Below are 25,332 nucleotides of genomic sequence, written 5' to 3'. Positions count from 1 at the left end.
GGAACGACCGGAGGGTTCGCGGGAGCGGTCGTGGCTCCGCGATGTCTGTTTCTCTCCGCTCTCCACTCTACCCAACACCGGGCCCGTGTACAACCGTGTGAAAACGGCTAAGTTTCCGTGCGGACAGCGACACGCATGGACTTCACTCTCTCCGGAGAGCAGCGTCAGATCCGGGACACAGTCGCGGAGTTCGTCGACGAGGAGGTCGTTCCGCGCGCCGCCGAGATCGACGAGACCGACGAGTTCCCGGCCGACCTGATCGACGAGATGGCCGAGTTGGGGCTCATGGGGATGCCCTTCCCGGTGGAGTACGAGGGCGCCGGGCTCGACTACCACAGCTACGCGATCGGGCTCGCGGAGATCGCGCGCGGCTCCGGCGGGCTCGGCACGGTCGTCGCCGCTCACACGTCGCTCGCGGGCAACATGCTGTACGAGTTCGGCGACGAATCGCAGAAGGGAGAGTACCTCACCGCGCTCAACACCGGCGAGGACATCGGCGCCTTCGCGCTCTCTGAGGCCGAGGCGGGCTCGGACGTACCGGCGATGTCGACCACCGCGGAGCGAGAGGCGCAGGGCGCCTCGGAAGGGAGCGGCGTCGCCGCGGAGCGCGACGGCGACGGCTACCTCGTCAACGGCGGCAAGCTCTGGATCTCGAACGGCTCCGTCGCCGACACGGTCACGCTGTTCGCGAAGACCGACCCCGACGCGGGGCGGAAGGGGATCTCCTCGTTCGTCGTCCGGCCGGAGGAGGACGACGGCTTCATCGTGGAGGGCACGGAGGACAAGCTCGGTGACAAGGGGTGTCCGACCGCCGAACTCCGCTTCGACGACATGTGGATCCCCGAGGAGCGTCGCCTCGGCGAGGAGGGCGAGGGGTTCGTGCAGGCCTTAAAAACGCTCAACGGCGGCCGGATCACCATCGCAGCGCGCTCGGTCGGGATCGCGCGGGCGGCGCTCGACGAGGCCACGTCGTACGCGCAGGAGCGCGAGCAGTTCAACGGTCCCATCGCCGACTTCCAGGCGATCCAGCACAAGCTCGCCGACATGGACACCAAGGCCCGAGCCGCGGAGCTGTTGATGCACGAGGCGGCCGACCTGAAGATGCGCGACGACGACTACATCAAGGAGGCCGCGCAGGCGAAGCTGTACGCCTCCGAGATCTCCCGGGAAGTCGCCAACGAGGGGATCCAGATCCACGGCGGCTACGGCTACACGAAGGACTTCCCCGCGGAGCGCTTCTACCGCGACGCGAAGCTGTCGGAGATCTACGAGGGGACCAGCGAGGTCCTGCGAAACACGATCGCCCAACAGCTCCTCGACGAGTAGGGTGGCGAGGGTGGCACGGGAGGTGCGGGCGACGCAAGCAACACCCTATTTCTCGGTGTCGTCCGACTCAGTCCCGGTCTCGTCACCGCCGTCTCCGTCGCTCTCGGCGTCCGCTTTGTCGTTTTCCGCCTGCTCTTCGTCTTCGCTCCGGTTCGTGTCGTGAATGTCCGAGGGGTTGCGGTCAACCGCGTACTCCCCGGTGTCGATCCGCTCGGCCGGCTGAGAGTAGTCGCGATCGCTCCCCGAGAAGTCGGGCCGGACCACGCCGTCGTCCGGAATCTCCGACGGGCTTTCGTCGTCTTCGTTCGCGGGCGCTTCGCCGCCCTCACCGGTCGGCTCGTCGGTCTCGCTTGAACCCTCCACGTCGCCGTCGAACCACTCGAACGGGTCTTCAAGGTCCCGTCGCTCCGCGACCGCGACCCGGAGCCGCTCCCGGAGAGTCCCACGGAGGTCGACCGCCTCCTCGGTCGCGAAGTCGACGGCGGCGGCGTCGTTGCCGGCGATGGAGCTGCTTCCGGCGGTGTCAGCGACGATCGTCGCAACGTCCCAGCGGCGCTGGAAGATCGTCCGACTGTCGATGACGTTCTGGATCCGGTAGTACGGGACGACGGTCACGGTGCGGCTCCAGAACCCGTTGCGGGTGAGGAGGTGGTCCTCGCCGAGCCAGTAGCCGCGGTGCTTCCACTTCAGGTGGGCCGCCGGCGGCACGGCGAGCATGAGCGCGGCCGGGGCGTACCACGGCAGGCCGGCGTTGAGGTACCAGTCGATCCCGAACGCGATCGCAACGAGGACGCCGACAACGATGGTGTACCGGAACGCGTAGCGCCACCGGATCCGCTTCGGCGGGCGGCTGAAACGCGGGTCGCCGAACGACTCGACCTCGCGCGCCAGCCGGTACACCCGATCGGTCGTCGCGATCGGGACGGCTGCCTGGCTTCCCTGTTCGCCGCCCTGTCCGGGGGCGTAGCCGGCGGTCTCGATGGAGAGGCTGGCGTAGCCGAGCGCCCGCTTGGCGGGGTTGTCGGTGAGCCGGAGCGCCTGCACCTTCGCAGTCGGGATCGAGCCGCTGTATCGACGGAACAATCCGCGCTCATACCGGAGTTCGTCGCCGGCGCGGGAGAGGCGGAACCCGTAGTAGTTCGAGAAGGCGAGCCCCGCGCCGATCACCCACGACACGAGGAACAGCCCGCCGACGCCGACGATCGCGGTCGCGGTGAGCGCGACCGCCGACGCGTCCGGAATGAAGCTCGAGAGCACCGGAACCGACCCCGAACTTAAAAAGGCCAACAGCCCGATGAGCCGACCGTCGAACGACAGCGCCCCCACTAAGGCGAGCTCGCCCGGAGAGATCGCGAACAGCTCCTCCTCGGCGGGGCCGACGCCGCCCGACTTCGCTCCCGATCCGGTTTCCGATCGGTCCCCGCTTTCGCCGTCCGGCTCTTCGCCGGAGGCAGCCGACTTGCGGCGCTGGACTTCGCGCTGGATCCGGGTCGCCTCGTCGGGGGTGACAAAGCGGATCGACCCTTCCGTGCTGGAGCCGCCGGCGGTCTCCAGATCGACTGCGGCGACGCCGAGCGCCCGCTGTATCACGCTTCGGCTCACGTCGACGTTCTGGATCCGACGGTAGGGGATCTCCCGCTCGCGCCGCGAGATCACGCCGGAGGAGATGTCGAGGGTGTCCTCGGTCAGCTCGTAGTCGAACCGCCGGTAGTACGCGGCCTCGTACGCGAGCGCAGCGAGGAGGATCGTGCCGCCGACGGCAGCCGCCACGGGGAGGCCCCAGTCGTTGCTGTTCACGATGAAGAAGGCGATCACGACGAACCCCGACACCTTCTGGAGCGCGCGGTACGGGACCGACTGGGGCGCGAGTTTCACACCGCGTCCTCCCCGTCCGCGCGGATCGCCAGTCGCTTCAGCTCCTCGCGGAGGTCGCTCGCTCCGTCGGGCGTGAGCCCGGGAATCCGAACGTCCGCGCCGCGAGAGCCGGCCGTGTACACCACACAGGAGGCGAGCCCGACGCCGCGCTCGACGGGACCCCGCCGCGAGTCGACGTGCTGAATCCGCACCAGCGGGACCGTCGTCCGGACCTGCGTGACCACGCCACGGTCGAGGTAGAGCGCGTCCTCTCGGATCTCGTAGCTCCAGCGACGGTACCGGAGGATCGCGTGACCCACACCGAGCACGAGGAAGACCGCGCCCGCGGCGACCGGTGCCCACTCCGGGAGCCGATTGAAGTAGACGGCGCCGGCGAACGGCACCGTCAACACCGCGGCAGTGAGAACCGCACGGAGGACCCACACGACCTGAACGCGGGGGTGGAGCGTCTGTGTCGTCATCGACGCACCCCCGGCGCGCGTCCGAGTGTCATGCGCCGTGGTTGTCGGCGCCGACGTATAAGTCCGGGCGAAATCGGCGGGGATCGATCGCCGTCGATCCGTCGTCGAGTGGGGCTCTTAAGCGGTCCACCGCAGAGCAGTCGGTCACTTATAAACAGCCGCGAGCGACACCCGGATTTACCTCATACCCAGACGACCGTTCTGGAACACTGACTCCCACTATCGGCCGGAAGGCGGCCGTTTCAGGCGAGTCGTTTCGGAGGAGCATCCGTCTTCCGGGGGCGAACTCAGCGGACCGATCGGATCCGGTCTGCGCCCACGTCGATCGGCTCCGCGTAGCGAACGATCGGGTCGCCGTCGGGCCGAGCGAACCCGTTCGCCTCGAACAGCGTGTTCGTCCGGCAGTCGACGGTCGCCTCCCGCAGCGTCCACGGCTCGTGAGCGATCTCACCGCGGTACAGCCGGTCCCCCGCGGCGTAGAAGCGGTAGTTCTCCACGAGGAAGGCGTCGAGCGACCCCGGTTCGGCGGCGAACGCCTCGCTCGTCGGCTCGTACGTCGCGTCGAACCGCGCGTGTGGCACGTCGGAGTGGGTCCGCCGGCTGGTGAAGCGGACGGGGTCGATCCCGGTCTCCGACCGTCGAGGGGCTCCGGGGCGAACCACGTCCATCTCCGCGCGGTAGTACGGGAGGGCGAACAGCCGCCGCGCGACCGACACGCCGAGCCGGTCGTCCGCGTCGAGGTTGTAGAAGTACACGCCCGGGCCGTCTGGGCCCTCGACGTAGGTCCGGAGGTTGAGCTCCGGGAACGAAAGTCCGACGGGCGCCCCGCGGGGACGGATGTCGTCCATCACGAAGGCGACGACGCTCAGGTACGCGTCGCCCTCGTGGGTGGCGACCGAGAGGCGGTCGGGCAGGGTCTCGGACACGACGGCGGGATCGACCGGCCAGTGACAGAACAGCCCGTCGCGCCACGTCATCTCCAGCAAGCGCCGTTTGACCATACGTATGGTAGGGGCGCCGACGGGTTAACCCGCACGCTGAGCCGGGCCGGGGGAGACGCTATGCGTCGTCGCCGCCGGCCCGATCCCCGCCGTCCTCGGCGTCCTTCCACTCGCCGACCCCCGAGGGGTCGAGGTGGACGTGGACGTCGCCGATGTCGTCTAATCCCCGAAGCCCCGTAACCAGTTCCGTCTCGACGTCGTGGGCCTGTCGGAGCGTCATCTCGCCGTCGACCTCGACGTGGACCTCGACTTCGAGGTCGGTCCCGTCGTAGAACACCGTCAGGTCGTGAACGCCCTCGACGGCGGGGTTCTCGCGGAGCGCGTCGGTGACACGTTCGCGGTCGGCGTCGGGCGGCGCCGCGCCGACGAGGTACGTGACGTTCTCGCGGCCGATCTCGATCCCCTGGTACACGACGAGGACGCTGACGAGCGCCCCCGCGACCGGATCCAGTATCGGGACGTCTACGAACACGCCGAACACGCCGACCAAGGCGGCGATTGTGGTGTAGATATCGTTGAGACAGTCCACGGCGAGGGCGTCGAGCGCGGTCGACCCGAGGTCGGCGTTCACCCGCTCCGTGTACCAGTACAGCAGGTACATATCGGCCATCGCGAAGAGGAGGGCGCCGATGAGGAGGAGACTCTGGCGCGGCGGGCTGTGAGCGCCGATCACACCGCGGATCGACTCCCGTAGCAACAAGAGCCCGAGCACGACGATCGTCGCACCGACCAGCAACGCGGTTAACGGCTCGATCCGCTGGTGGCCGTGCGGGTGGGTCTCGTCGGCGGCGTCGTACCGCGACCCGCCCCAGATAAACACGACCGCGCTGGCGACCAGATCGGCGACGGAGTGGGCGGCGTCGGCCACCAGCGCGACGCTGCCGAAGTAGACGCCCACCGACCCCTCGACGACGATCTTCACGGCGTTACCGACGACGTTCACCCCCGCGGCGCGCTGGAACCGCGCCTTCTCGCCGCTTCCCCAGGGGCCCGACATACGTGTCGCTGGTCACCGCCCGACCTTAAGAACCTCGTCGTCTGGGTCGGACGGGCCGAGCGAATCCGAGCGAATCCGAGCGAATCCGAGCGGATACACCCGTCGTAACGACTAAGAACGAAACGCTCCTCGGTTACGATAATGAACGATGAGTTTTTCGCCCGAGGTGGTTCCCGTGGGCGTCGAAATTAAGGAAACGGAGGTGAGCGACGAGGACTTCGCGGAGATGAAGGGGTTTGTGAGAGATTACCTCGCAGCGAGCGTCGAGAGCGAGGAGGACGGCGGTCGAATGCGGTGGTACCCGTGGCACTCCGCGGACTACCGGTTCAATCACATCCTCAACGTCGTCGACCTGGCCGCAGACATCGCCGAGAAGGAGGGCGCCGACGTGGACGTGGTCCGCGTGGCCGCGGTGTTCCACGACGTGTCGAAGCTGGAGGCCGAACAGGACGTCCACGCCGAGGCCGGTGCGCGCGTCGCCCGCGAGTACCTACAGAGCCGGGGCAACTACCCGGAGTCGTTTATCGAGGAGGTGTGCGGCGCGGTCGTCGACCACTCCTACACCGGCGATCTCACGAACGTGCCCTTAGAGAGCCGGTGTCTGATGGAAGCCGACCTGCTCGACAAGGTCGGGGCGAACGGCGCCGTCTTAATGATACTCCGGATGGGGTACGAGTCGCGGACCCACATGGACGCCGCGAAGATGGTCGATCGAGTGCTCCAGCGCGCTAACGATCACACCGAACGCGTCGTCTCCGACACCGCCGAGAGCATCGCGCACCAGCGCATCAAGCGCGTGAAGTGGCTGCGAGAGTGGCTCGAAGAGGAGGTCTCGCGGATGGACGTCGACGGCGTCACCGACCGCTGATCTGACTCCGTCGCGCGACCGTTCCCGCTCAGGCGTCGGGGTCGACTCTCGGGAGCGCCGTCTCGACGTACCGCCGGATCCCCGTCCGGGTGTCGTCGATCCACTCGCGGTCGGTCGTCGTCGCCCAGCGCAGCATCCCGCCGGTCGCGAGCGTCTGGAGCGTCGACGCGACCTCGGCGGGCGAAACGGTCTCGTCGGATTCCACCGCGCCGATTTCGGTCCGTCCTTCGGACTCGGTCTCCTCCCGCAGCTCGGCCGCCGCCTCTCGAACGGTGCGTTCGAGGAACGAGCCGAACACCCGGTCGCTGCGGTCGAAGTGGTCGCGGTAGGCGTCGTCGGTCGCAGCCTGCGCGCGGAGCTCGATGATGGCGGTCATGAACGGCCCGTCCGGGCCGTAGCTTCCGGGTATCGAGTCGGGGGCGGTCGTCGCCGCGACGTAGGCGTCGAGCCGCTCTCTGGGCGTCAGGTCGAACGCGCCCGCCGAGACGGACGCCTCGAAGTCGTCGAGGAGAAATCCGAGCAGGTCGACCAACAGCTCGTCTTTCCCGTCGTAGTGGTGGTAGACGAGCGAGGGGCTCTTGTCGAACTCCTCGCCGATCCGCTGTATCGTGAGATCGGCGTACCCGTGTTCGCAGAGCGCCCGGAACGCCGCGCCGAGGATCGCCTGCCGGGTGTCGGCCGGCTCCGCGAACGGGTCATTCATACGTCAGCTACCGGAGGCGCGTATATATCACTCCTGATTGAACGTTCATTCAACACGCTTATGTTACGAGCGTCCGACACGAACGTATGATTCGATTCGACGCGGTCGGTGGGCGGTCTGCTGGATCCCGCGGCACGGACCACGGGGGTCACCGGCGCCCCCGCGTCGGGGGACGGAGATGAGTCGGTCCGCGCGGATCGCCACGCTGGCGCTCGCGTTCGTCGCGGCCGGAGCGCTCGTCGCCGGCGTCGCGCTCTCCGGGGGCGCCACACCCGCGGCGGGCGACACGCTCGACGGCGGACAGGCGACGCTGGTCGGGAGCGACGCGGTCGGTGTGAGTGCGGTCGGAGGCGACGCGGACGGTGGCGACGTGGTCGCCCAGACGGATCGACAGATCCGCGGCTCGCCCGTGCTCGAACTCTTCCTCTCTCAGCGAACCGTTCCGAGCGGCGCCGAGTCACAGGTAACGGTCGACATCCTCAACACGGGCGAGATGGAGTTCGGTAACGACCTCGACTCGCGCGTGACGACCGCCCGCGGACTTACCCTCGAAGTCGACGACAGCGACGTGCCCATCGAGGTGGGCGACGGCACGACGGTGGTCGGCGACGTTCGGACCGACGCGAGCCCCGTTCAGGTCCCGCTCGATGTCACGGTCCCCGGCGACGTTCCGGACGGCGAGTACGAGGTCGAGGTGACCGCCCGCTACCGGTACACCTTCGAGGTGATCCCCGAGTTCAACGACCACAAGGACCGCCGCGGGATCGACCGCTTCGACCTGACGGTCGTCGTCGACGACGGCGCGCGGTTCGCGATCCTCGACACTGGGACCGATGCGCAGGTCGGCGGGAGCGGCGACGTGACCGCGACCCTCCGGAACGTCGGCGACGAGGTCGCCCGCGACGCGGTCGTCACCGGGACCACGACCGGCAGCGGGGCCGTGATCGGCAGCGACGGCAGCGGCGAGGCGTTCGTCGGGAACTGGGAGCCGGGCGAGAACCGGACCGTGACGTTCGACTCCACCGTCTCGCCCGACTTCGGCGGCGGGGCGTACGCGTTCGTCTCGACGGTCGACTACCGCGACCGCGACGGGATCGAGACGACCGCACCCTCCTCGCGGGCGGGCGTCGTCCCCGCCCCCGAGCAGTCGTTCTCGGTCGACGACGTCGAGGGGACGCTCGAGGTCGGCTACTCGGGGACCGTCTCCGGGACGCTCACGAACGAGGGCCCGCTCGACGTCGACGACGCGGTGTTGATCGTCGACCCGCAGAGCCAGCGCGTGAGCCTCGGTGAGAGCCGGTACGCGCTTCCCGAGATCCCGGCGGGCGAGTCGGTCGACTTCGCTTTCGACGCGGACGTGAACGGCAACGCCGACCCCGGGCCGCGGCAGTTCCGGTTCACGACCGAGTACACGAGCGGCGACGCGACGATCGCGGTCGAGGAGACGCGCCGGATCGAAGTCGCGCCGCGCCAGCCCGAGTTCGGCCTCGTCGCCGACAACACGACCGTGCCGGCGGGCGAGACGCGACGGGTCTCCTTCGAGATCACGAACCAGCGCCCGGAGACCCTCTCGTCGATCAACGTCGGGCTGTACGCCGACAGCCCGCTCTCGGCCCCCAACGACGAGGCGTTCGTCGACGAGCTCGAGCCGGGCGAGTCGACCGAGATCTGGTTCGAGGTGACAGCGGCGCCCGACGCGAGCGTCGAGACCCACCCGATCGAGCTCGACTTCCGATACAACGACGAGCGGGGCAACGACCGCATCTCGGACGTGACACAGTTCCCGATCGAGGTGACCGAGTCCACCGATGACGGCGGGCTCCCGATTGTCCCGATCGTCGTCGGCCTGCTCGTCGTGGTCGCCGGCGCGGGCGCAGCCGTGTGGTACCGGCGGCGGTAACCAGATGACGGGTCCAACGTCCGACCGACCGCGCGAGCGGGTGAATCCGATTTCCGAACGGCTCCGGCGAGCCCGGCGGAGGCGACCGTGACCGCGGCCGATCGGTTCGTCGAGCGCGTCGACGAGTTCGTCACCGAACGGCCGGTGACGGTGGTCGTCGTCTTCCTCCTCATCAGCGTCGTGGCCGTCGGCGGACTCGGGGGGATCGAGACGAGCGCTGGCGCCGATCAGTTCACCCAGGACATCCCGGCTCAGCGGGCGTTAGACGACATCGACGAGGAGTTCGAGACGTCGATCGGCGGGTCGGCCACCGCCGCGCAGCTGATCGTCACCGACGACAACGTCCTCTCCCGGTCGGCGCTGATCCGAATCTTGGAGACGCAAGAACGGCTGGAGTCGCGGTCGACGCTCCGAGTCGGGTCGACGTCGAGCCACGCGGACGCGATCGCTCGACAGCTCGATCCGAGCGCGGAGACGGCCGCCCAGCGCCGCGACGCGGTCGCTGAGGCGACACCGCGGGAACTGCGTGCGGCCATCGACGACGCCGACGCGACGGGAGCGATCGCGGCGCAGGTGTCGGTCGACTACAACCCGACCGCCCAGGCCGCCGGCGCCTCGATCGTCGGGATCGCCTACGACGTGCCTGACGCGGCGACCACCGCCCGGGTGACGGAGCTCCAGACGAGAAGCGTCGAGGTCGTCGACTCGGTGCCGGGCAACGAGGCCGGCGAGAACGCGATCCTCTTCGGCGACGGCGTGCTCCAGTCGGAGATCACCGCGCTGCTCAGCGACACCGCGATCATCGTGTTCCCCGCGGCGCTGCTGCTCATCTTAGGGTTCCTGGTGTTCGCCTACCGCGACCCGATTGACATGGCGATCGGGCTCGCGGCGCTGCTGATGGGAATTTTGTGGACGTTCGGGTTCATGGGATACGCGGGGATCCCCTTTTCTGACTCCCTTATCACCGTGTTCCCGCTGTTGCTCGCGGTCGGGATCGACTTCGGGATCCACATCGTCAACCGGTACCGCGAGGAGCGGGGCGAGGGGCTTTCGATTTCGGCCGCGATGCGGACGACGACCGACCAGCTGCTCATCGCCTTCCTGCTCGTCACGATCACCACCGTGTTCGGGCTCGTCTCGAACGTCGTGAGCCCCTTCGAGCCCAACCGCGACTTCGGGATCGTCGCCGCCGCCGGAATCGTGTTCACGCTCGCGGTCTTCGGGATCTTCCTCCCCGCGGTGAAGGTGCTGGCGGACCGCTGGCGCGAGCGGCTCCCGATCCCGGAGTTCGGCACGACCGCGCTCGGGACCGGGGGCTCTCGGCTTGGCCGCGTGCTTCGGGTCGGCGTCGACCTCTCGAGGGTCGCCCCCGTCGCGGTCGTCGTCCTACTCCTCGTCGGCGGCGCGGCCGGGGGCGCGTACGGCACCGGGGTGAACACGGAGTTCTCCGAGGAGGCGTTCTTCCCCGACGAGGACCGGCTGGAGACGTACTCGAACCTCCCGGAGCCGTTCGCGCCGACGGAGTACACGTTCCTCAGAGTGCTCACGCTGTTCGAAGAGGAGTTCGAGCAGAGCTTCGTCGGGAGCGTGACGCTGTACGTCGACCAGTCGGTCAGAGACGACGACGCCTTAGAGCTCATCGACCGGACCACGCGCAACCCGCCCGACACCTTCGAAACGACCGACGAGCGTCGGGCCGCCTCGACCAGCGTCGTGACCGTCATCGAAGACCAGGCCGCGCGGGACCCGGAGTTCGCGACCCTCGTCGACCGGAACGACCGGCTCGGCACTGGGGTGCCGGACCGCAACGTCGACGAGGTGTACGACGCCCTGCTCGACTCCCCGGCCGAGGGGCAGGCCCGCGGCTACCTCGCCGACGACCGCGGGAGCGCGCGGATCGACTACACGATTCGGCCGGGCGTCGACAACTCCGAGGCGGTCGCGGACGTCCGCGAGCTGTCCGAGCGCACGCCCCTCCAGACGGTGCCGACCGGCGAGCTCGTCGTCAACGAGGCCGTCATCGATAGGCTCACGGAGTCCGCGATCCGGAGCCTCTTCGCGGCGTTCGGGCTCACGGCGGTCTTCCTCGCCCTCTCGTACGCTTACTTGGAGGGGAAGGCGGTGTACGGCCTGCTCAACCTTGTTCCCGTGCTCGTCACGGTCGGGCTGCTCGTGGGGTCGATGCGGCTGTTCGATATTCCGCTGACGCCGATCAACGCCCCGATCCTCTCGGTGTCGATCGGGCTCGGGGTGGACTACACCGTCCACTTCGTCCATCGGTTCGTCGACGAGTACAAGGCGGGCCACGCGATCGACGAGGCGCTGGACATCACCATCGCCGGCACCGGGGGCGCGCTCACCGGGAGCATGCTCACGACCGTCTGCGGGCTCGGCGTCCTGTGGCTCGCGGTGATCCCGCTGCTCCGCGACTTCGGCGTGTTGCTCGCGTTGGGCGTGCTGTACGCCTACCTCTGTTCGATCCTGCTCGTCCCCTCGCTCGTCGTCGTCTGGGACCGGTACGGGGACCGAGTCGGACTCGGCCTCGGCGGGGAACTCCGCGGATCGACCGGCGAGCGGGCGGACTAGCGCTCAGGAGCCGGGGCCGGATCGTCTCCCGCGCCCCCCGCTCGCCGCGACTGCACCTTCCCGACGAGCACCGCGACGATGTAGACCGCGACGGCGACGAGGACGATGGTGCCGCCGGCGGTCGTGTTGTAGTGGAACGAGAGCGTGATCCCGGCGAGCACGGCGATCTGCGCGAGGACGACCGACGCGAGCAGCGCCTCGCGGAACCCGCGGGCGAGCTGGGCCGCCGCCGCGACAGGGACGACGAGCATCGCCGCGACCAGGATGACCCCCATGATCTGCATCGCGCCGACGACGACGAGGGCGGTCAGCGTCGTCATCAGACGGTTGTACCAGGGAACGTTGACCCCGGCGACGCGGGCCGCGGTCTCGTCGAAGGTCACGTACAGCAGCTGTTTGTACGTGGCCGTGACGACGAGCGCGACGACCGCGAACAGGACGACCAACAGGACGGCGTTCTCCCGCGAGACCGTCGAGAGGTTCCCGAACAGGTACTGGTTGATCCCGACCGCGAGCCCGCCGGTATTTAAACTGATCAGGACCGCACCGAGCGCGAACCCGGTCGAGAGCACGATCGCCATCGACACGTCGTTGTACGCGTCGGTGGTCTCGGCGATCAGCTCGATCGCTAAGGCGGCGATCACGGCGACGACGATCGCCGTGACGTACGGGGAGATCCCGGTACCGAGCAGCGAGTTGATGAACAGCCCGACGGCGACGCCCGCGAACGCGGTGTGCGCGAGCGCATCGCCGATCAGCGCGAGCTGGCGGTGAACGAGGAAGGTGCCGATAAGCGGCGCCATCACCGCGATGAGCGCGCCGACGAGGAACGCGTGGTGCATGAAGACGTAGTCGAGCATTCCGATCCCCAGCCGCTTGCCGACCCACCCGAGCCCGTCGCTCCACAGCCCCACGAGCCGAGCGAGGAGGTCGTACGGGGCGGAGAGGACGAGGATCGATAGGGTCGACGAAGACAGCAGCGGCGTCACGTCCGGATCCCTCCCTCCTCGCGGCGCACGTTCGTCCCGTACGCGCGGTCCAGCGCGTCGCTCTCGGCGAACGCGACCGGATCGCCGTCGAAGTACACCTCGCGGTTGAGACAGACGACCCGCGAGGCGTGTTCGATGACGGCGCCGATATCGTGTTCGACCAACAGGACGGTCAGCCCGTCGGCGACGAGCCCGTCGAGGAGCTCGAAGAAGGCGTCGACGGACTCGGCGTCGACCCCGACCGTCGGCTCGTCCAAGACGAGCAGCTCCGCCTCGCCGGCGAGCGCCCGAGCGATGTAGGTCCGCTGGCGCTGGCCCCCGGAGAGCGCGGTGATCTCGCGGTCGGCGAGGTGTTCGATCCCGACCGTTCGGAGCGCCTCGCGGGTGAGTTTGCGGTCCTCGGCGGTCACCCGACCGAACCCGGCGTGCGGGAACCGTCCCATCAAGACGACCTCGCTCACCGTGATCGGCATCCGCTTTTCGTCTTCGGTCACGTCCTGTGCGACGTAGCCGACGCGCTCGCGCTCCGCGAACGCCCGGGCAGGGTGACCGAGCAGCTCCGCGGTCCCCGAGTCGGGCTCGTGGAGCCCCAAGAGGAGCCGGAGCAGCGTGCTTTTTCCGGAGCCGTTCGGTCCCACAATTCCGACGTACTCGCCGCGGTCGACTCGGAGATTCACGTCCTCGACGACCGGGACCGCGGCGTACCCGAACGTCAGGTCTCGGGCCTCGACGAGGGGGTCGTCGTCGACGGCCGGCGTGTGCTCCCCGCTCATGGCTCGAAGTTGCGCCCGTAGTCGGCGAACGTCACGTCCTCGGGGTCGTCGACGCCGAGCAGGATCCGGAACGTCGGGAGGTTCACCTTCCGAGCGATGTCGAAGTACCCCCACCCGCGCTCGACCCACGACTCCGCGGTCCCCGCGTACGGCGTCACGGGGTAGTACGCCTCGACGTCGGTCTGTTGAAGGAGCTGTCGCGCCGGGCGGATCGGCTCAAAAACGGCGGCGCCGATGTGCCGGATGCCGTGTTCGGCGATCGTGTCCTGGGCTCGCTGCATGTCGGCCGGTCGGACGTCGTTGCTGGCCGCGAGGTTCACGACGAGCGGCTCGATCGTCGCGTCGTACCGTTCGGCGAGGTACGCGAACGCGTTGTGCGCGGCCAGAAACGCCACGTCGCGCTCGGCGGCGTCGAAGACCGCCTGCCACTCCTCGTCGAGGGCGTCGAGTTCCGCGTCAATCGCGGCGGCGTTCTCTCGGATCGTCGCTTCGTGGTCGGGGTCGACCGCGGCCAGCCCGTCGGCGATATTCTCGACCGCGGCCGTCGCGCGCTGCGGATCGAGCCAGAAGTGCGGGTCCTTCGCCCCCTCGACCGCCTCGTCTTCCGTCAGCGAGTCGGCGAGGTCGATGAGGTCGACGCCCGCTCGGGCGTTGATGAGTTCGGTCTCGGTCGACTCGGCCGCAAGGGTGTCTATCGCGCGGTCGACCCACGGCTGGAAATCGGGGCCGACGTGGACTAAGGCGTCGGCGTCGGTGATCCGACGCTGGATCGAGGGATCCGGCTCCCACCCGTGGCCGTGGAGGCCGGTCGGGATCAGGTTCTCGACCGTGATCTCCGTCCCCTCCGCGAGGGAGTCGGCGAAGTCGTAGAACGTGAAAAACGAGGCGACGACGGTGGAGCCGTCGGCGTCGCCGCCGTTGCCGTCGCCGATGTCGTTCCCCTCCCCGTTCGATCCCGTGTCGGCCGCGTTCCCGGTGCAACCCGCGAGCCCGCCCGCAACGGCGCCGGCACCGATCGCGGCGAACCGGCGTCGAGAAACCCCCGACGAGCCAATCGCGTCAGTGTGCATACCGGTGATTAGAGTGGGAGAATATAATACACTTCTGGTCAAATAAAAAGATTAGACTTGTCTAATTTTATGTCAGTGTGTTATTGAGAGTCGGCCACGCGCCGCGGGACGGGGAGTGTTACCGGCAAACCTCAAGCTTCAATGCGCGCGGCCAACTGGACGGTGTATGAGCGACCAACAGCTTCGAAAGGAAGCACACGACCTCGATGTCACCGTCTGGGTCGGGAAACACGGTATCGATTCGGTCGTCGACGAGCTCGACGACCAGCTCGACGACGCCAAGCTCGTGAAGGTGAAGTTCCTCCGGGCGGCGCGGGGCGGGACCACGACCGACGAGCTCGCCGCGGAACTGGCCGACGCGGTCAACGCCGACCTGATCGAAACGCGCGGAAACACGGCGGTGCTGCACTGATGGGCGGCGCGGGGGGATCGGGCGGTATCGCGGGGGTCATCGCCGTCACGGGAACGCTGGAGCCGCTCCTCGGGCCCCTAACCGGTTTCGCCATCAAAGCCGCGATCTTTCTTGCGGTCGTCGTCGGAACGTACGTTCTTTATAAATCGGTTATCGTCTCGATCGTCCAGCGGCTGTTCGACAGGCAGGGCCTCGACGAGCACGCACGGCGGCCGCTCCAGAAGATAATCGCGTTCCTCGTGTTGTTCGCGGGCGTCACGGTCGCGTTCGGCGCGGCGGGGTATCAGGGGTTCTTGCGGTCGCTGGCGACGATCGCCGCCGCGGCGACGCTCGCGATCGGCTTCGCGCTCCAAGACGTGATCAAGAACTTCGTCGCGGGCGTCTTCATTTATACGGACAGGCCGTTCCGCATCGGCGACTGGATCGAGTGGCAGGGGAACTCGGGGGTCGTCGAGGATATCTCCTTCCGAGTCACCCGCGTGCGCACGTTCGATAACGAACTGCTCACGGTGCCGAACCACGCCCTGACGAGCGACGTGGTGAAGAACCCGGTCGCGAAGAAGACGCTGCGCCTGAAGTTCGTCTTCGGGATCGACTACGAGGACGACGTCGAGACGGCGACCGACATCATCGTCGAGGAGGCCGAGAAGAGCGACGCGATCTTAGAGGATCCCGCGCCGTCGGTTCGACTGACGGAGCTGGCCGACTCGTACGTCGGCCTGCAGTCGCGGATCTGGATCGACGACCCCTCCCGGTCCGACTTCGTGAAGGCGCGCGCCGACTACGTGAAGGCCGTTAAAGCGCGGTTCGACGAGGAGGGCATCTCGATCCCGTTCCCGCAGCGCACCGTCTCGGGACGGAACGAGTGGACGGACCCCTCGTCGTTCGGCGGAGAGTCGTCAGCGCTCGGCGGGGAATCGTAGTCGTTCGGCGGGGGGCGGAGGCGCTCGGTAGGGAGCCGGAGGCGCCCGTCGAGGAGTCGACGGCGCTCGCCGACGGCGCCGTACCCGGGCGGCCCGCCGGGCTCCCGATAGTAACGAACTTGAGGGTCGGGTCTCTGGTTGCGCCTATGCATGTGGTCGTCATCGGGGCGGGCGAGGTCGGAACTAGCATCGCGTCGAGCCTCGCGTCAGACCACGAGGTCGTCGTCATCGATATCGATCCGGATCGCGCGGAACAGCTCAAGTACGAGTTCGACGTGCTCACGATCGCCGGCGACGGGACCACCTCGGAGATCCTGACGGCGGCCGATACCGGTCGCGCGGACATGGTCATCGCTTGCACCGACAACGACCAGACGAACCTCGTCGCCTGCGGGGCCGCGAAGACCCTCGGCGACGGGTTCACGATCGCCCGCGTGAAGAGCACGCACTTCCTTCGGACGTGGCAGGGCGACGAGGGCGCCTTCGGCGTCGACTTCATGGTGTGTACCGACCTGTTGACCGCCGAGAACATCGTCCGCGTCATCGGGCTCCCGGCCGCGATCGACGTCGACCCCTTCGCCAGCGGGCTCGTTCAGATGGCCGAGTTCGAGATCGACGAGGAAAGTCCGGTCGCGGGACAGACGGTCTTGGAGGCCGACCGCTTCGAGTCGCTCACCTTCGTGGGACTGTTCCGCGACGGCGAGATGACGATCCCGCGCGGGGATACCGGTATCGAGGCCGGCGATCGGGCGGTCGTGATCGGGAGCCCGGAGAGCGTCCAGGCGTTCGCGACCGACGTGGCGCCGGAGACGACGCCCGGCCGCGCCGACGAGATCGTCGTCGTCGGGGGGAGCGAAATCGGGTACCAGACCGCCCGGCTGCTCGAGGAGCGCGACTTCAAGCCGCGCCTGATAGAGCGCGACGCCGACCGCGCGCGATGGCTCGCGGAGAACCTCCCGAACACGGTCGTGATGGAGCACGACGCGACGGACTCGGAGTTCCTCTCTCGCGAGCACGTCGACGAGGCCGACATCGTCGTCACCGCCCTTCGGTCCGACGAGAAGAACCTGCTCATCTCCGTGCTCGCCAAGCGGCTCGGCGTCGACCGCGTGATCGCGGTCGTGGACAGCCCCGACTACGTCACCCTGTTCCAGGAGATCGGGATCGACATCGCGATCAACCCCCGCACCGTGACCGCCGAGGAGATCACGCGGTTCACCTACGAGAGCGTCGCAGAGAACATCGCGGTGCTGGAGAACGACCAGGCCGAGGTCTTAGAGCTCGAGCTCACTGAGGGGTGTGGACTCACCGGCCGCCCGATCTCGGAGATCGTCGCCGACACCGACGCGCGGTTCGTCATCGGCGCGATCACTCGGGACCGCAAACTCGTCACCCCCCGCGGCGACACAGTGCTCCAGGCGGGCGACCACGTCATCCTGCTCGTGGAGACCGGCTCCGTGAGCGAGATCACCTCGATGGCCTGAGATCCGTGAGCACCACAATCCGAGTCGGCTGGCGGGCGAGCGTAGGACTCACCGGCGACGTCCTCACGGCGCTTCCGGTCCCGCTGGCGTTCCCGTTGCTTATCGCCCTCTACTACGGCGAGTCACCGTTCCCGTTCCTCGCGGCGATCGCGGTCTCGCTCGCGCTCGGTGCGTCGTTCCGATCGGTGCAGGACCCGGAAGAGGACCTCGGGCCGCGCGAGGCGTTCCTCGCGGTCGCACTGATATGGTTCCTCGTCGCCGCGATCGGCGCGATCCCCTTCGTCGTCGCGGGCGTCGGGACGGTCGCGCACCCGGTGAACGCGCTGTTCGAGGCGATGAGCGGGCTGACGACGACGGGTGCGACCGTGTTGCGCGACTTCTCGCTCCACTCGCGCTCCGTCATGATGTGGCGGCAGGTGATCCAGTGGCTCGGGGGGCTCGGCATCCTCATCCTGGCGACTGCGGTGCTCTCCGAGATCGGCGTCGGTGGGGCCCAGCTGATGGAGTCGGAGTCGCAGACGCAGGACGTCAACAAGCTCACGCCGAAGATATCCCGGACGGCGCAGCTCATCTGGGGGATCTACTTCGGGCTCACCGGGCTCGCGGTCGCCGTCTACTTCCTGCTCGGGCTCGCCGTCGACCCGCAGATGGACCTGTACAACGCCGTCGCGCACGCGCTCACCTCGGTCGCGACCGCCGGGTTCTCGCCGGAGCCGCGGAGCGTCGGCGCGTTCCACCCGCTCATCCAGTGGGCGGTCGTCCCGTTCATGGTGATCGGGTCGACCAGCTTCGTCCTCATCTACTTCGCCATCAACGGCGAGCCGATGCGCCTGTTAAAGAACGAGGAGTTCCACTTCTACCTCGGCGCGATGGGGACGCTCGCGTCGATCGTCGCCCTCGGCCTGTTCCTCGATCCGAACACCGCCTTCGGCGCGGAGGGGACGGTCCGTCACGCCGTGTTCAACGTCGCGTCGATCGTGACGACGACGGGGTACGCCAGCACCGACTACGTGCTGTGGGCGCCCGCGGCGAAGCACATGCTGTTCATGGGGATGTTCATCGGCGGGATGGTCGGGTCGACGACCTGCTCGATCAAGTCGCTGCGGTGGCTGGTCGCGCTGAAGACGTTCCGCCGGAACCTCTTCACCGCTGTCCACCCGGAAGCGGTGCGGCCGGTTCGTATTTCGGGGAAGTCGGTCGACGAGGGCGCGATCCGCGACATCTACGCGTACCTGCTCCTGTCGATAGTCATCTTCTTTCTGCTCGCTATCGTGATCGTCGTCGACGCCGAACGGGCGAATGTCCAGGTGGACGAGTTCGAGGCGCTCGGCGCGGCGGCGACGACGTTCCTCAACATCGGACCCGCCTTCGGCGACGCGGGACCGTACGGCACGTTCGCGACCTTCCCGATGAGCACTCGGGCCGTGATGATCGTCTTAATGTGGATCGGTCGGATCGAGATCATTCCAGTGCTCGTGCTGTTTACGAGAGCGTTCTGGACCTCATGAACGGTACCAGTCCGAGACCCGAAGGACGTTTGGCGTCCGCAGATCCGACCATCGACGACTTCTTATCACACCGGAAAGCTACGACGTACATCGGAACCGAGGGACACAGGTGACACGAACGACGGTCGACACGCGGGCGACGCTCAGCTACACCGGGAGCATCGTGAAGTACCTCTCGGCGTCGATGAGCGTCCCGCTCGTCGTGGCGCTGATCTACGGGGAGGACGTGCTGACGTTCGCGGCGTCGATGACGATCGCCGTCGCGATCGGCGTCGGACTCGAACGACTCGAAGACGAACCCGACCTCGGGCCGCGCGACGCGCTGGCGGTCGTCTCGCTCGCGTGGTTCATGGCCGCGGTCATCGGCGCGATCCCGTACGTCATCGCCGGGTACGGGACCGCCTCCGCGCTCGGGCACCCGGTGAACGCCTTATTCGAGTCGATGAGCGGCTTCACGACGACAGGTGCGACGGCGACAGCGGAGATCAGCTTCGAGCAACACTCGCACGCCGTGTTGATGTGGCGGCAGCTCACCCAGTGGCTCGGCGGGATGGGGATCATCGTGCTGATGGTCGCGATCCTCCCGCAGCTCGCGGTTAACGGTGCGCAGCTGATGAAATCCGAGGCGCCGGGCCCAGGCCTCCAGAAGCTCACGCCGCGGATCGCCGAGACGGCGCGGGCGCTGTGGCTCATCTACGCCGGATTCACGGCCGCGATGATCGCGATCTTGGCGCTCCTCGGGCTCACGGGGCTCGCGCCGGAGATGAACCTCTACAACGCGATCGCCCACGGCCTCTCGACGCTCCCGACGGGCGGGTTCTCCCCGGAAGCCGAGAGCATCGCGGCGTTCTCGCCCGTCGTCCAGTGGGTGTTCGTCCCCTTCATGGTGATCGCTGGGGTGAACTTCGCGCTGTTCTGGTTCGTGCTCCGCGACGACCCCATGCGGATGTTCGAGAACTCCGAATTCCGCATGTACCTCGGGCTGGTGACCGGGTTCGCGGCGATACTCGCGGTCGGACTGTTCTACGGCGGCGCCCCCGCGACCGAAATCGGCGGGATCACGGAGGGGGTCACGGAGAACGCGCTCAGGCAGGGCGCGTTCCAGATCGCCTCGCTGATGAACTCGACCGGGTTCGCCACCGCGGACTTCGCGGAGTGGGACACCCAGACCCAGTTCCTCCTGCTGTTCGCGATGTTCATCGGCGGGTCGGCGGGCTCGACCGGCGGCGGGATCAAGGTCATTCGGTGGCTCATCCTGCTGAAGACGCTCCGCCGGGAGCTGTACACGACGGCGAACCCCGATGTCGTCCGGCCGGTGCGGCTCGGCGGCGAGGTCGTCGACGAGGACGTGATCCGCGGCATCCTCGTGTTCTCGCTGTTGTACTTCCTCGTGTTCGCGCTCGCGGCCGTCTTCATCGAACTCGACACGGCCCGAATCGGGGTGTCGCTCACCGGGACGGAGGCGTTCGCGGCCTCGCTCGCGACGATCGGGAACATCGGACCGGGGCTCGGGCCGCTCGGTCCCTTCGGGAGCTACGAGTTCCTGCCGAACACGACGAAGCTGTTGATGATCGGACTGATGTGGATCGGCCGGCTGGAGATCGTTCCCGTGCTCGCGCTGTTCGTCGCGAGCGTCGACGACCGGTGACGACTCGCACCAGAAAACATATTTAAGTCGTTTTAATCGCTGAACACGGTGTATCCCTCGATCTAACGCTGTGGAGTCGGAGAGCGTATCTTCTTAACTGACGAGGATATGGGTGTTCGTATGACGAGCACTGACCAACCGAGCGAACAGGACTTGCTCGGCCACGTCCTCCTCCCGGTCGCTCACGAGGAGGACGCACTGGGGACGGCACGGGCGCTTGAACCCTACAGCCCGAATCGGGTAACCGCCCTCCACGTCGTCGAGAAGGGTGAGGGCACGCCAGACAAGACACCGGTCGAGCAGTCCGAGGAACTCGCCGCGGAGTCGTACGCCGCGGTCCGAACCGTGTTTCCCGACGCCGACGACCACACGGCGTACGCGCGCGACGTCGCCGACGCGATCTTCGACGCCGTCGACGAGGTCGGTGCGAGCGCCATCGCCTACCGCTCTCGGGACGGCAACCGCCTCATGAAGTTCCTCTCCGGTGACCTCTCGATCACGCTCGTGACGAAGTCGCACGTGCCCGTGATCGCGCTCCCGCGCGAGGGATCGACCGAATGAGCGACGAGGAACTCGCCAAGGATCTCGGGCCGCTCGCGGCGCTCACGATCGGGATCGGAACGATGATCGGGGCCGGGATCTTCGTCCTGCCCGGCACCGCGGTCGCGCGAGCCGGACCGCTCGCGGCGGCCACGTTCGTCCTCGGCGGTGTGATCGCGCTGTTCACCGCGCTGTCGGCCTCCGAACTCGGGACGGCGATGCCCAAGTCCGGCGGCGCGTACTTCTACGTCAACCGAGCGCTTGGACCGATGTTCGGGTCGATCGCGGGCTGGGCGAACTGGCTCGGGCTCGCGTTCGCCTCTGCGTTCTACATGTACGGCTTCGGCGAGTACGTCAACGCGCTCGTCGGGCTCGGATCGATCGGGCTCGGCCCGGTGACGTTGGAGGCCGCGCAGGTGATCGGGCTCGCCGGCGCGCTCCTCTTTATCGCCGTCAACTACTTCGGCGCGAAGGAGACGGGCGGGCTCCAGATCGTCATCGTCATGTCGCTTCTGGGCATCCTCGCCGTCTTCACCGTCGTCGGAATGCTGAATGCCGACATGGAGTCGCTGCGACCGATCGCGCCGCCGGGCACGGTCGGAGAGGTGCTCCCGGTGACGGGGATCATCTTCGTCTCGTATCTGGGCTTCGTCCAGATCACCTCGGTCGCCGAGGAGATCAAGAACCCCGGTCGGAACCTCCCGCTCGCGGTCCTCGGCTCGGTCGTGATCGTCACGGTCGTGTATGCGCTGTTCCTCGTCGTGCTGCTCGCGGCGGTCCCGACCGAACTCGTCGCGAACAACGACACCGCTGTCGTCGAAGCCGCTCGACTCCTCTTCGGTAACTACGAGCTGTTCGGCTACTCGCTCGGCGCCGTCGGCGCCGGGATGCTCCTGATCGGGGGGCTGCTCGCGACCGCCTCGTCGGCGAACGCGTCGATCCTCTCGTCGTCGCGGATCAACTTCGCGATGGGGCGCGAGAAGATCGTTACGCCGAAGCTCAACCAGATTCACGAGCGGTACGGCACCCCGTACAAGTCGATCGCGCTGACCGGCGCGCTCATCATCCTCTTCCTCCTCGCCGGCGGCGTCGAGTCGCTGTCAGCGATGGGCTCCGTCCTCCACCTGATCGTCTACGGGCTGCTCAACCTCGCGCTGATCGTGATGCGCGAGTCGGAAGTCGAGGGGTACGACCCCGACTTCGAGGTCCCCTTCTACCCGATCGTCCCGGTAATCGGGACGATATCGTCGTTCGCGTTGATCGTCTACATCGAGCCGCGGATCATCGCTATCTCGGGCGGGCTCGTCGCCTTCGCCCTGCTCTGGTACCTGCTGTACGCCCGCGACAAGGTGGAGGCGCGCGGCGTGTTGGGGACGTGGATCCTCGACCGCTCCGACGACCTGCCCCAGGCCGCCGTGTCGGCGGCCACGTCGGTCCAGCCGGGCGGCGACGACTATCGCGTGATGGTGCCGCTCGCGAATCCTGCGACCGAAGAACACCTGATCACCCTCGCGTCGGCCATCGCCAAGCAGCGGAACGGGACGGTCGTCGCGGTCAACATCGCGAACGTCCCCGACCAGACCTCGCTGGAGGCCGCGCGCGACCGCGGCGCCCACGGGGCGGCACACGATCTGCTGGACAAGGCCCGCGACGACGCCGAGACGTTCGGCGTCGACGTGGAGACGCACGTCGTCCTCTCGCACCGCGTGTTCGAGGAGGTGTTCGACGCGGCCCGGACGTACGGCGCCGACATGACGGTCATGGGGTGGGGGAAGGACTCTCACGGGGCACCCGGGCGCGCGGAGACGGCGGTCGACGAGCTCGCGCACTCGCTGCCCTCCGACTTCCTCGTGTTCCGCGACCGCGGGTTCGACCCCTCGCGGATCCTCGTGCCGACCGCCGGCGGTCCGGCCTCGGATCTGTCCGGAGCGGTCGCGAAGATGCTCCAGGTCGAGTTCGACGGCGAGGTCACCCTGCTGCACGTCGCCGACGACGAGGCGGCCGGCCACCGGTTCCTCACCGAGTGGGCCGCCGAGCACGACCTCTCCGACGCGTCGATGCGAGTCGAGCGCGGCGACGTCGAGGCGTCCATCGAGCGCGCCGCGCGCGATGCGACGATGCTGATCATCGGCGCGACCCAGAAGGGACTGCTCTCGCGGCTGGTCCGCGGCTCGCTCGTGTTGCAGGTGCTCGAGGACGTGGAGTGCTCCGTGCTGCTCGCCGAGAAGCGCGACGACCGCGGCATCTGGAGCCGGCTGTTCGGGAGCGGCGCCCGAGCGAACGCGGCGAGCGGGGCGGACGAGATCGACGCCCCCTCCGCAGACACGGGAGTCACCCAAGAGCCGTCCACGCCGCCTGTCGAGGACGACGAGGACTGAGGACGCTCCCGATCGGAGCCACAACGGGGCGGGCGACGTCGCTGCCGCCCCCGCTTGAAATATAATGAATATTTATACGATACGAACGGGTAGCTGCCGGTATGTACGACGACGACGAACTCTCCGCGATTCGCGAGGCTCACGCCGAGTGGGAGGCGGAGACGCTCGATCCGGCCCTCGACCGGCACGGCGAGCGCAACGACCGGTTCGCGACGGTCTCGAACCACGAGGTCGATCGGGTGTACACCCCCGCGGACGTGGCCGACATCGATTACGAGACGGACCTCGGCTTCCCGGGCGAGGAGCCGTACACGCGCGGGGTCTATCCGACGATGCACCGCGGGCGAACGTGGACGATGCGGCAGTTCGCCGGGTTCGGCACCGCCGAGGAGACGAACGAGCGCTTCCACTACCTGATCGACGAGGGCCAGACCGGCCTGTCGACCGCGTTCGACATGCCGTCGCTGATGGGGCTCGACTCCGACGACCCGATGTCGCTCGGCGAGGTCGGCAAGGAGGGCGTCGCCGTCGACACCCTCCGAGACATGGAGGTGCTCTTCGACGGCATCGACGTGGGCGAGGTGTCCACCTCCTTCACGATTAACCCGAGCGCGCCCGTGATCTACGCGATGTACGTCGCGATCGCGGACCAGCAGGGCGTGCCGCGCGAGGAGCTTCGCGGGACTCTCCAGAACGACATGCTCAAGGAGTTCATCGCGCAGAAGGAGTGGGTGATCCCGCCGGAGCCCTCACTCGACCTCGTGACCGACACCATCGAGTTCGCGGTGGCGGAGACCCCGAAGTTCAAGCCCATCTCCGTGTCAGGGTATCACATCCGCGAGGCGGGGTCGACGGCGGTCCAGGAGCTCGCCTTCACCCTCGCCGACGGGTTCGCGTACGTCGAGGACTGTCTCGACCGCGGGCTCGGAATCGACGAGTTCGCCCCACAGCTCTCCTTTTTCTTCAACTCGCACAACTCCATCTTCGAGGAGGTCGCGAAGTTCCGGGCCGCCCGCCGGATCTACGCGCGGATCATGGGCGAGTGGTACGACGCCGAGGCCGACGCCTCGAAGCGGCTCAAGTTCCACACCCAGACGGCGGGTCAGTCGCTGACGGCCCAACAGCCCTTAAATAACGTCGTGCGCGTCACGATCCAGGCGCTCGCGGGCGTGCTCGGCGGCACCCAGAGCCTCCACACCAACTCCTTCGACGAGGCGCTGGCGCTGCCCTCCGAGCGGGCGGTCCGGGTCGCGCTCCGCACCCAGCAGATCATCGCCGAGGAGTCGGGCGCGGCCGACATCGTCGACCCGCTCGGGGGCTCGTTCGCGGTCGAGGCGCTCACCGACGAGGTCGAGGCGGAGGCGACCGCCTACATCGAGGAGATTCGGGATATGGGCGACGGCTCCGTCCGCGACGGGGTGCTCGCCGGGATCGAAGAGGGGTACTTCCACCGCGAGATTCAGCAGGCCTCCTACGAGTACCAAGAGCGCGTCGACGAGGGCGAGGAGACGGTGGTCGGCGTCAACGCCTACCAGGTCGAGACGGAGACGGAAACCGACCTGCTCCGCGTCGACGAGACCACCCGCGAGCGCCAGCTCGACCGGCTCGAGTCGGTGCAGGCGGAGCGCGACGACGACGCGGTCGAGGAGGCCCTCGACGACTTGCAGGTGGCGATCGACGACGGCGAGAACGTGATGCCGGCGATCGTTACGGCGGTGAAAGCGTACGCGACGATGGGCGAGATCATGGCCGTGTTCGAGACCGAGTACGGGACCTACCGCGAGCGGATCGGGGTGGCTTGAGTGATCGAGCGGTGTTGCTGGCGGATGTTTATAGGTGATCGGTGGCTCTGCGGTGAACACCGCCAACGCCCCAGCCGCGAGTCCCGCC

The 25,332-nt window shown here is 67.8% G+C and carries 20 protein-coding genes; 12 read left to right on the top strand and 8 right to left on the bottom strand.

What is annotated here, in order from left to right; genetic code table 11:
* Positions 1 to 135 precede the first annotated feature (135 nt).
* Positions 136 to 1,326, top strand: a complete 1,191-nt coding sequence (locus ACNS88_RS06805) for an acyl-CoA dehydrogenase family protein (protein ID WP_435095041.1) — start codon at positions 136 to 138, stop codon at positions 1,324 to 1,326.
* Between the two features lie 45 nt (positions 1,327 to 1,371).
* Here ACNS88_RS06805 and ACNS88_RS06800 read toward each other — a convergent pair whose 3' ends face one another.
* The 4 genes from ACNS88_RS06800 to ACNS88_RS06785 form a co-directional block, all read right to left on the bottom strand.
* Positions 1,372 to 3,201 carry a PH domain-containing protein gene (locus tag ACNS88_RS06800; protein ID WP_435095040.1) on the bottom strand — a complete coding sequence of 610 codons (1,830 nt, stop codon included), beginning with the start codon at positions 3,199 to 3,201 and terminating at the stop codon, positions 1,372 to 1,374.
* Entirely contained in the window at positions 3,198 to 3,662 is a 465-nt protein-coding gene (locus ACNS88_RS06795) for a PH domain-containing protein (protein ID WP_435095039.1), read from the bottom strand. Before ACNS88_RS06795 ends, ACNS88_RS06800 begins: the two co-directional genes overlap by 4 nt.
* Positions 3,663 to 3,949: 287 nt before the next feature.
* Positions 3,950 to 4,663 carry a YqjF family protein gene (locus ACNS88_RS06790; RefSeq protein WP_435095038.1) on the bottom strand — a complete coding sequence of 238 codons (714 nt, stop codon included), beginning with the start codon at positions 4,661 to 4,663 and terminating at the stop codon, positions 3,950 to 3,952.
* Positions 4,664 to 4,721: 58 nt separating this feature from the next.
* Positions 4,722 to 5,660, bottom strand: coding sequence for a cation diffusion facilitator family transporter (locus ACNS88_RS06785; RefSeq protein ID WP_435095037.1), 939 nt, complete (start codon positions 5,658 to 5,660; stop codon positions 4,722 to 4,724).
* A gap of 166 nt (positions 5,661 to 5,826) precedes the next feature.
* Between ACNS88_RS06785 and ACNS88_RS06780 the strand changes: the two genes are divergently transcribed.
* Positions 5,827 to 6,528, top strand: a complete 702-nt coding sequence (locus ACNS88_RS06780; RefSeq protein ID WP_435095275.1) for an HD domain-containing protein — start codon at positions 5,827 to 5,829, stop codon at positions 6,526 to 6,528.
* 28 nt (positions 6,529 to 6,556) lie between these two features.
* Here the strand turns inward: ACNS88_RS06780 and ACNS88_RS06775 are convergent, their stop codons facing one another.
* Positions 6,557 to 7,231, bottom strand: a complete 675-nt coding sequence (locus ACNS88_RS06775) for a TetR/AcrR family transcriptional regulator (RefSeq protein ID WP_435095036.1) — start codon at positions 7,229 to 7,231, stop codon at positions 6,557 to 6,559.
* A gap of 178 nt (positions 7,232 to 7,409) precedes the next feature.
* On the opposite strand from ACNS88_RS06775, the gene ACNS88_RS06770 reads away from it, so the two are divergent.
* A complete protein-coding gene (locus tag ACNS88_RS06770; RefSeq protein WP_435095035.1) occupies positions 7,410 to 9,131 on the top strand; it encodes a COG1361 S-layer family protein in 1,722 nt (573 codons plus the stop codon).
* A gap of 87 nt (positions 9,132 to 9,218) precedes the next feature.
* Positions 9,219 to 11,717, top strand: coding sequence for an efflux RND transporter permease subunit (locus tag ACNS88_RS06765; protein WP_435095034.1), 2,499 nt, complete (start codon positions 9,219 to 9,221; stop codon positions 11,715 to 11,717).
* On the opposite strand, the gene ACNS88_RS06760 is transcribed toward ACNS88_RS06765, so the two are convergent.
* The 3 genes from ACNS88_RS06760 to ACNS88_RS06750 are packed head-to-tail and all read right to left on the bottom strand — an operon-like array spanning position 11,714 to position 14,549.
* Entirely contained in the window at positions 11,714 to 12,694 is a 981-nt protein-coding gene (locus ACNS88_RS06760) for a metal ABC transporter permease (RefSeq protein WP_435095272.1), read from the bottom strand. The two genes, ACNS88_RS06765 and ACNS88_RS06760, sit on opposite strands and share 4 nt — an antisense overlap.
* Positions 12,695 to 12,702: 8 nt before the next feature.
* Entirely contained in the window at positions 12,703 to 13,479 is a 777-nt protein-coding gene (locus ACNS88_RS06755) for a metal ABC transporter ATP-binding protein (RefSeq protein WP_435095033.1), read from the bottom strand.
* Positions 13,476 to 14,549, bottom strand: coding sequence for a metal ABC transporter substrate-binding protein (locus ACNS88_RS06750; RefSeq protein WP_435095032.1), 1,074 nt, complete (start codon positions 14,547 to 14,549; stop codon positions 13,476 to 13,478). The genes ACNS88_RS06755 and ACNS88_RS06750 overlap by 4 nt, the downstream gene beginning before the upstream one ends.
* Before the next feature lie 166 nt (positions 14,550 to 14,715).
* Here ACNS88_RS06750 and ACNS88_RS06745 point away from each other — a divergent pair, with 166 nt between their 5' ends.
* The 8 genes from ACNS88_RS06745 (at position 14,716) to ACNS88_RS06710 (ending at position 25,244) form a co-directional block, all read left to right on the top strand.
* Positions 14,716 to 14,961, top strand: coding sequence for a YhbY family RNA-binding protein (locus tag ACNS88_RS06745; protein ID WP_435095031.1), 246 nt, complete (start codon positions 14,716 to 14,718; stop codon positions 14,959 to 14,961).
* Positions 14,961 to 15,884, top strand: coding sequence for a mechanosensitive ion channel family protein (locus ACNS88_RS06740; RefSeq protein WP_435095030.1), 924 nt, complete (start codon positions 14,961 to 14,963; stop codon positions 15,882 to 15,884). Before ACNS88_RS06745 ends, ACNS88_RS06740 begins: the two co-directional genes overlap by 1 nt.
* Positions 15,885 to 16,030: 146 nt before the next feature.
* Positions 16,031 to 17,368 (top strand): Trk system potassium transporter TrkA, encoded by a 1,338-nt coding sequence (gene trkA / locus ACNS88_RS06735; protein WP_435095029.1) that lies wholly within the window; start codon positions 16,031 to 16,033, stop codon positions 17,366 to 17,368.
* A gap of 5 nt (positions 17,369 to 17,373) precedes the next feature.
* Positions 17,374 to 18,876 carry a TrkH family potassium uptake protein gene (locus ACNS88_RS06730; protein ID WP_435095028.1) on the top strand — a complete coding sequence of 501 codons (1,503 nt, stop codon included), beginning with the start codon at positions 17,374 to 17,376 and terminating at the stop codon, positions 18,874 to 18,876.
* Positions 18,877 to 18,985: 109 nt separating this feature from the next.
* Positions 18,986 to 20,524 (top strand): TrkH family potassium uptake protein, encoded by a 1,539-nt coding sequence (locus ACNS88_RS06725; RefSeq protein WP_435095027.1) that lies wholly within the window; start codon positions 18,986 to 18,988, stop codon positions 20,522 to 20,524.
* Between the two features lie 120 nt (positions 20,525 to 20,644).
* Positions 20,645 to 21,085 (top strand): universal stress protein, encoded by a 441-nt coding sequence (locus ACNS88_RS06720; RefSeq protein ID WP_435095026.1) that lies wholly within the window; start codon positions 20,645 to 20,647, stop codon positions 21,083 to 21,085.
* Positions 21,082 to 23,442: an amino acid permease gene (locus ACNS88_RS06715; RefSeq protein WP_435095025.1), complete on the top strand. Its 2,361-nt coding sequence runs from the start codon at positions 21,082 to 21,084 to the stop codon at positions 23,440 to 23,442. Before ACNS88_RS06720 ends, ACNS88_RS06715 begins: the two co-directional genes overlap by 4 nt.
* Before the next feature lie 101 nt (positions 23,443 to 23,543).
* Complete coding sequence (locus tag ACNS88_RS06710) at positions 23,544 to 25,244, top strand: acyl-CoA mutase large subunit family protein (RefSeq protein ID WP_435095024.1); 1,701 nt, start codon at positions 23,544 to 23,546, stop codon at positions 25,242 to 25,244.
* Positions 25,245 to 25,332 lie beyond the last annotated feature (88 nt).

Source organism: Halorubrum shenae (assembly GCF_051194165.1).
Lineage (GTDB): Archaea > Halobacteriota > Halobacteria > Halobacteriales > Haloferacaceae > Halorubrum.
Note: the sequence above shows the minus strand (reverse complement) of the source record. Positions and strands in the feature narration are given on the sequence as shown.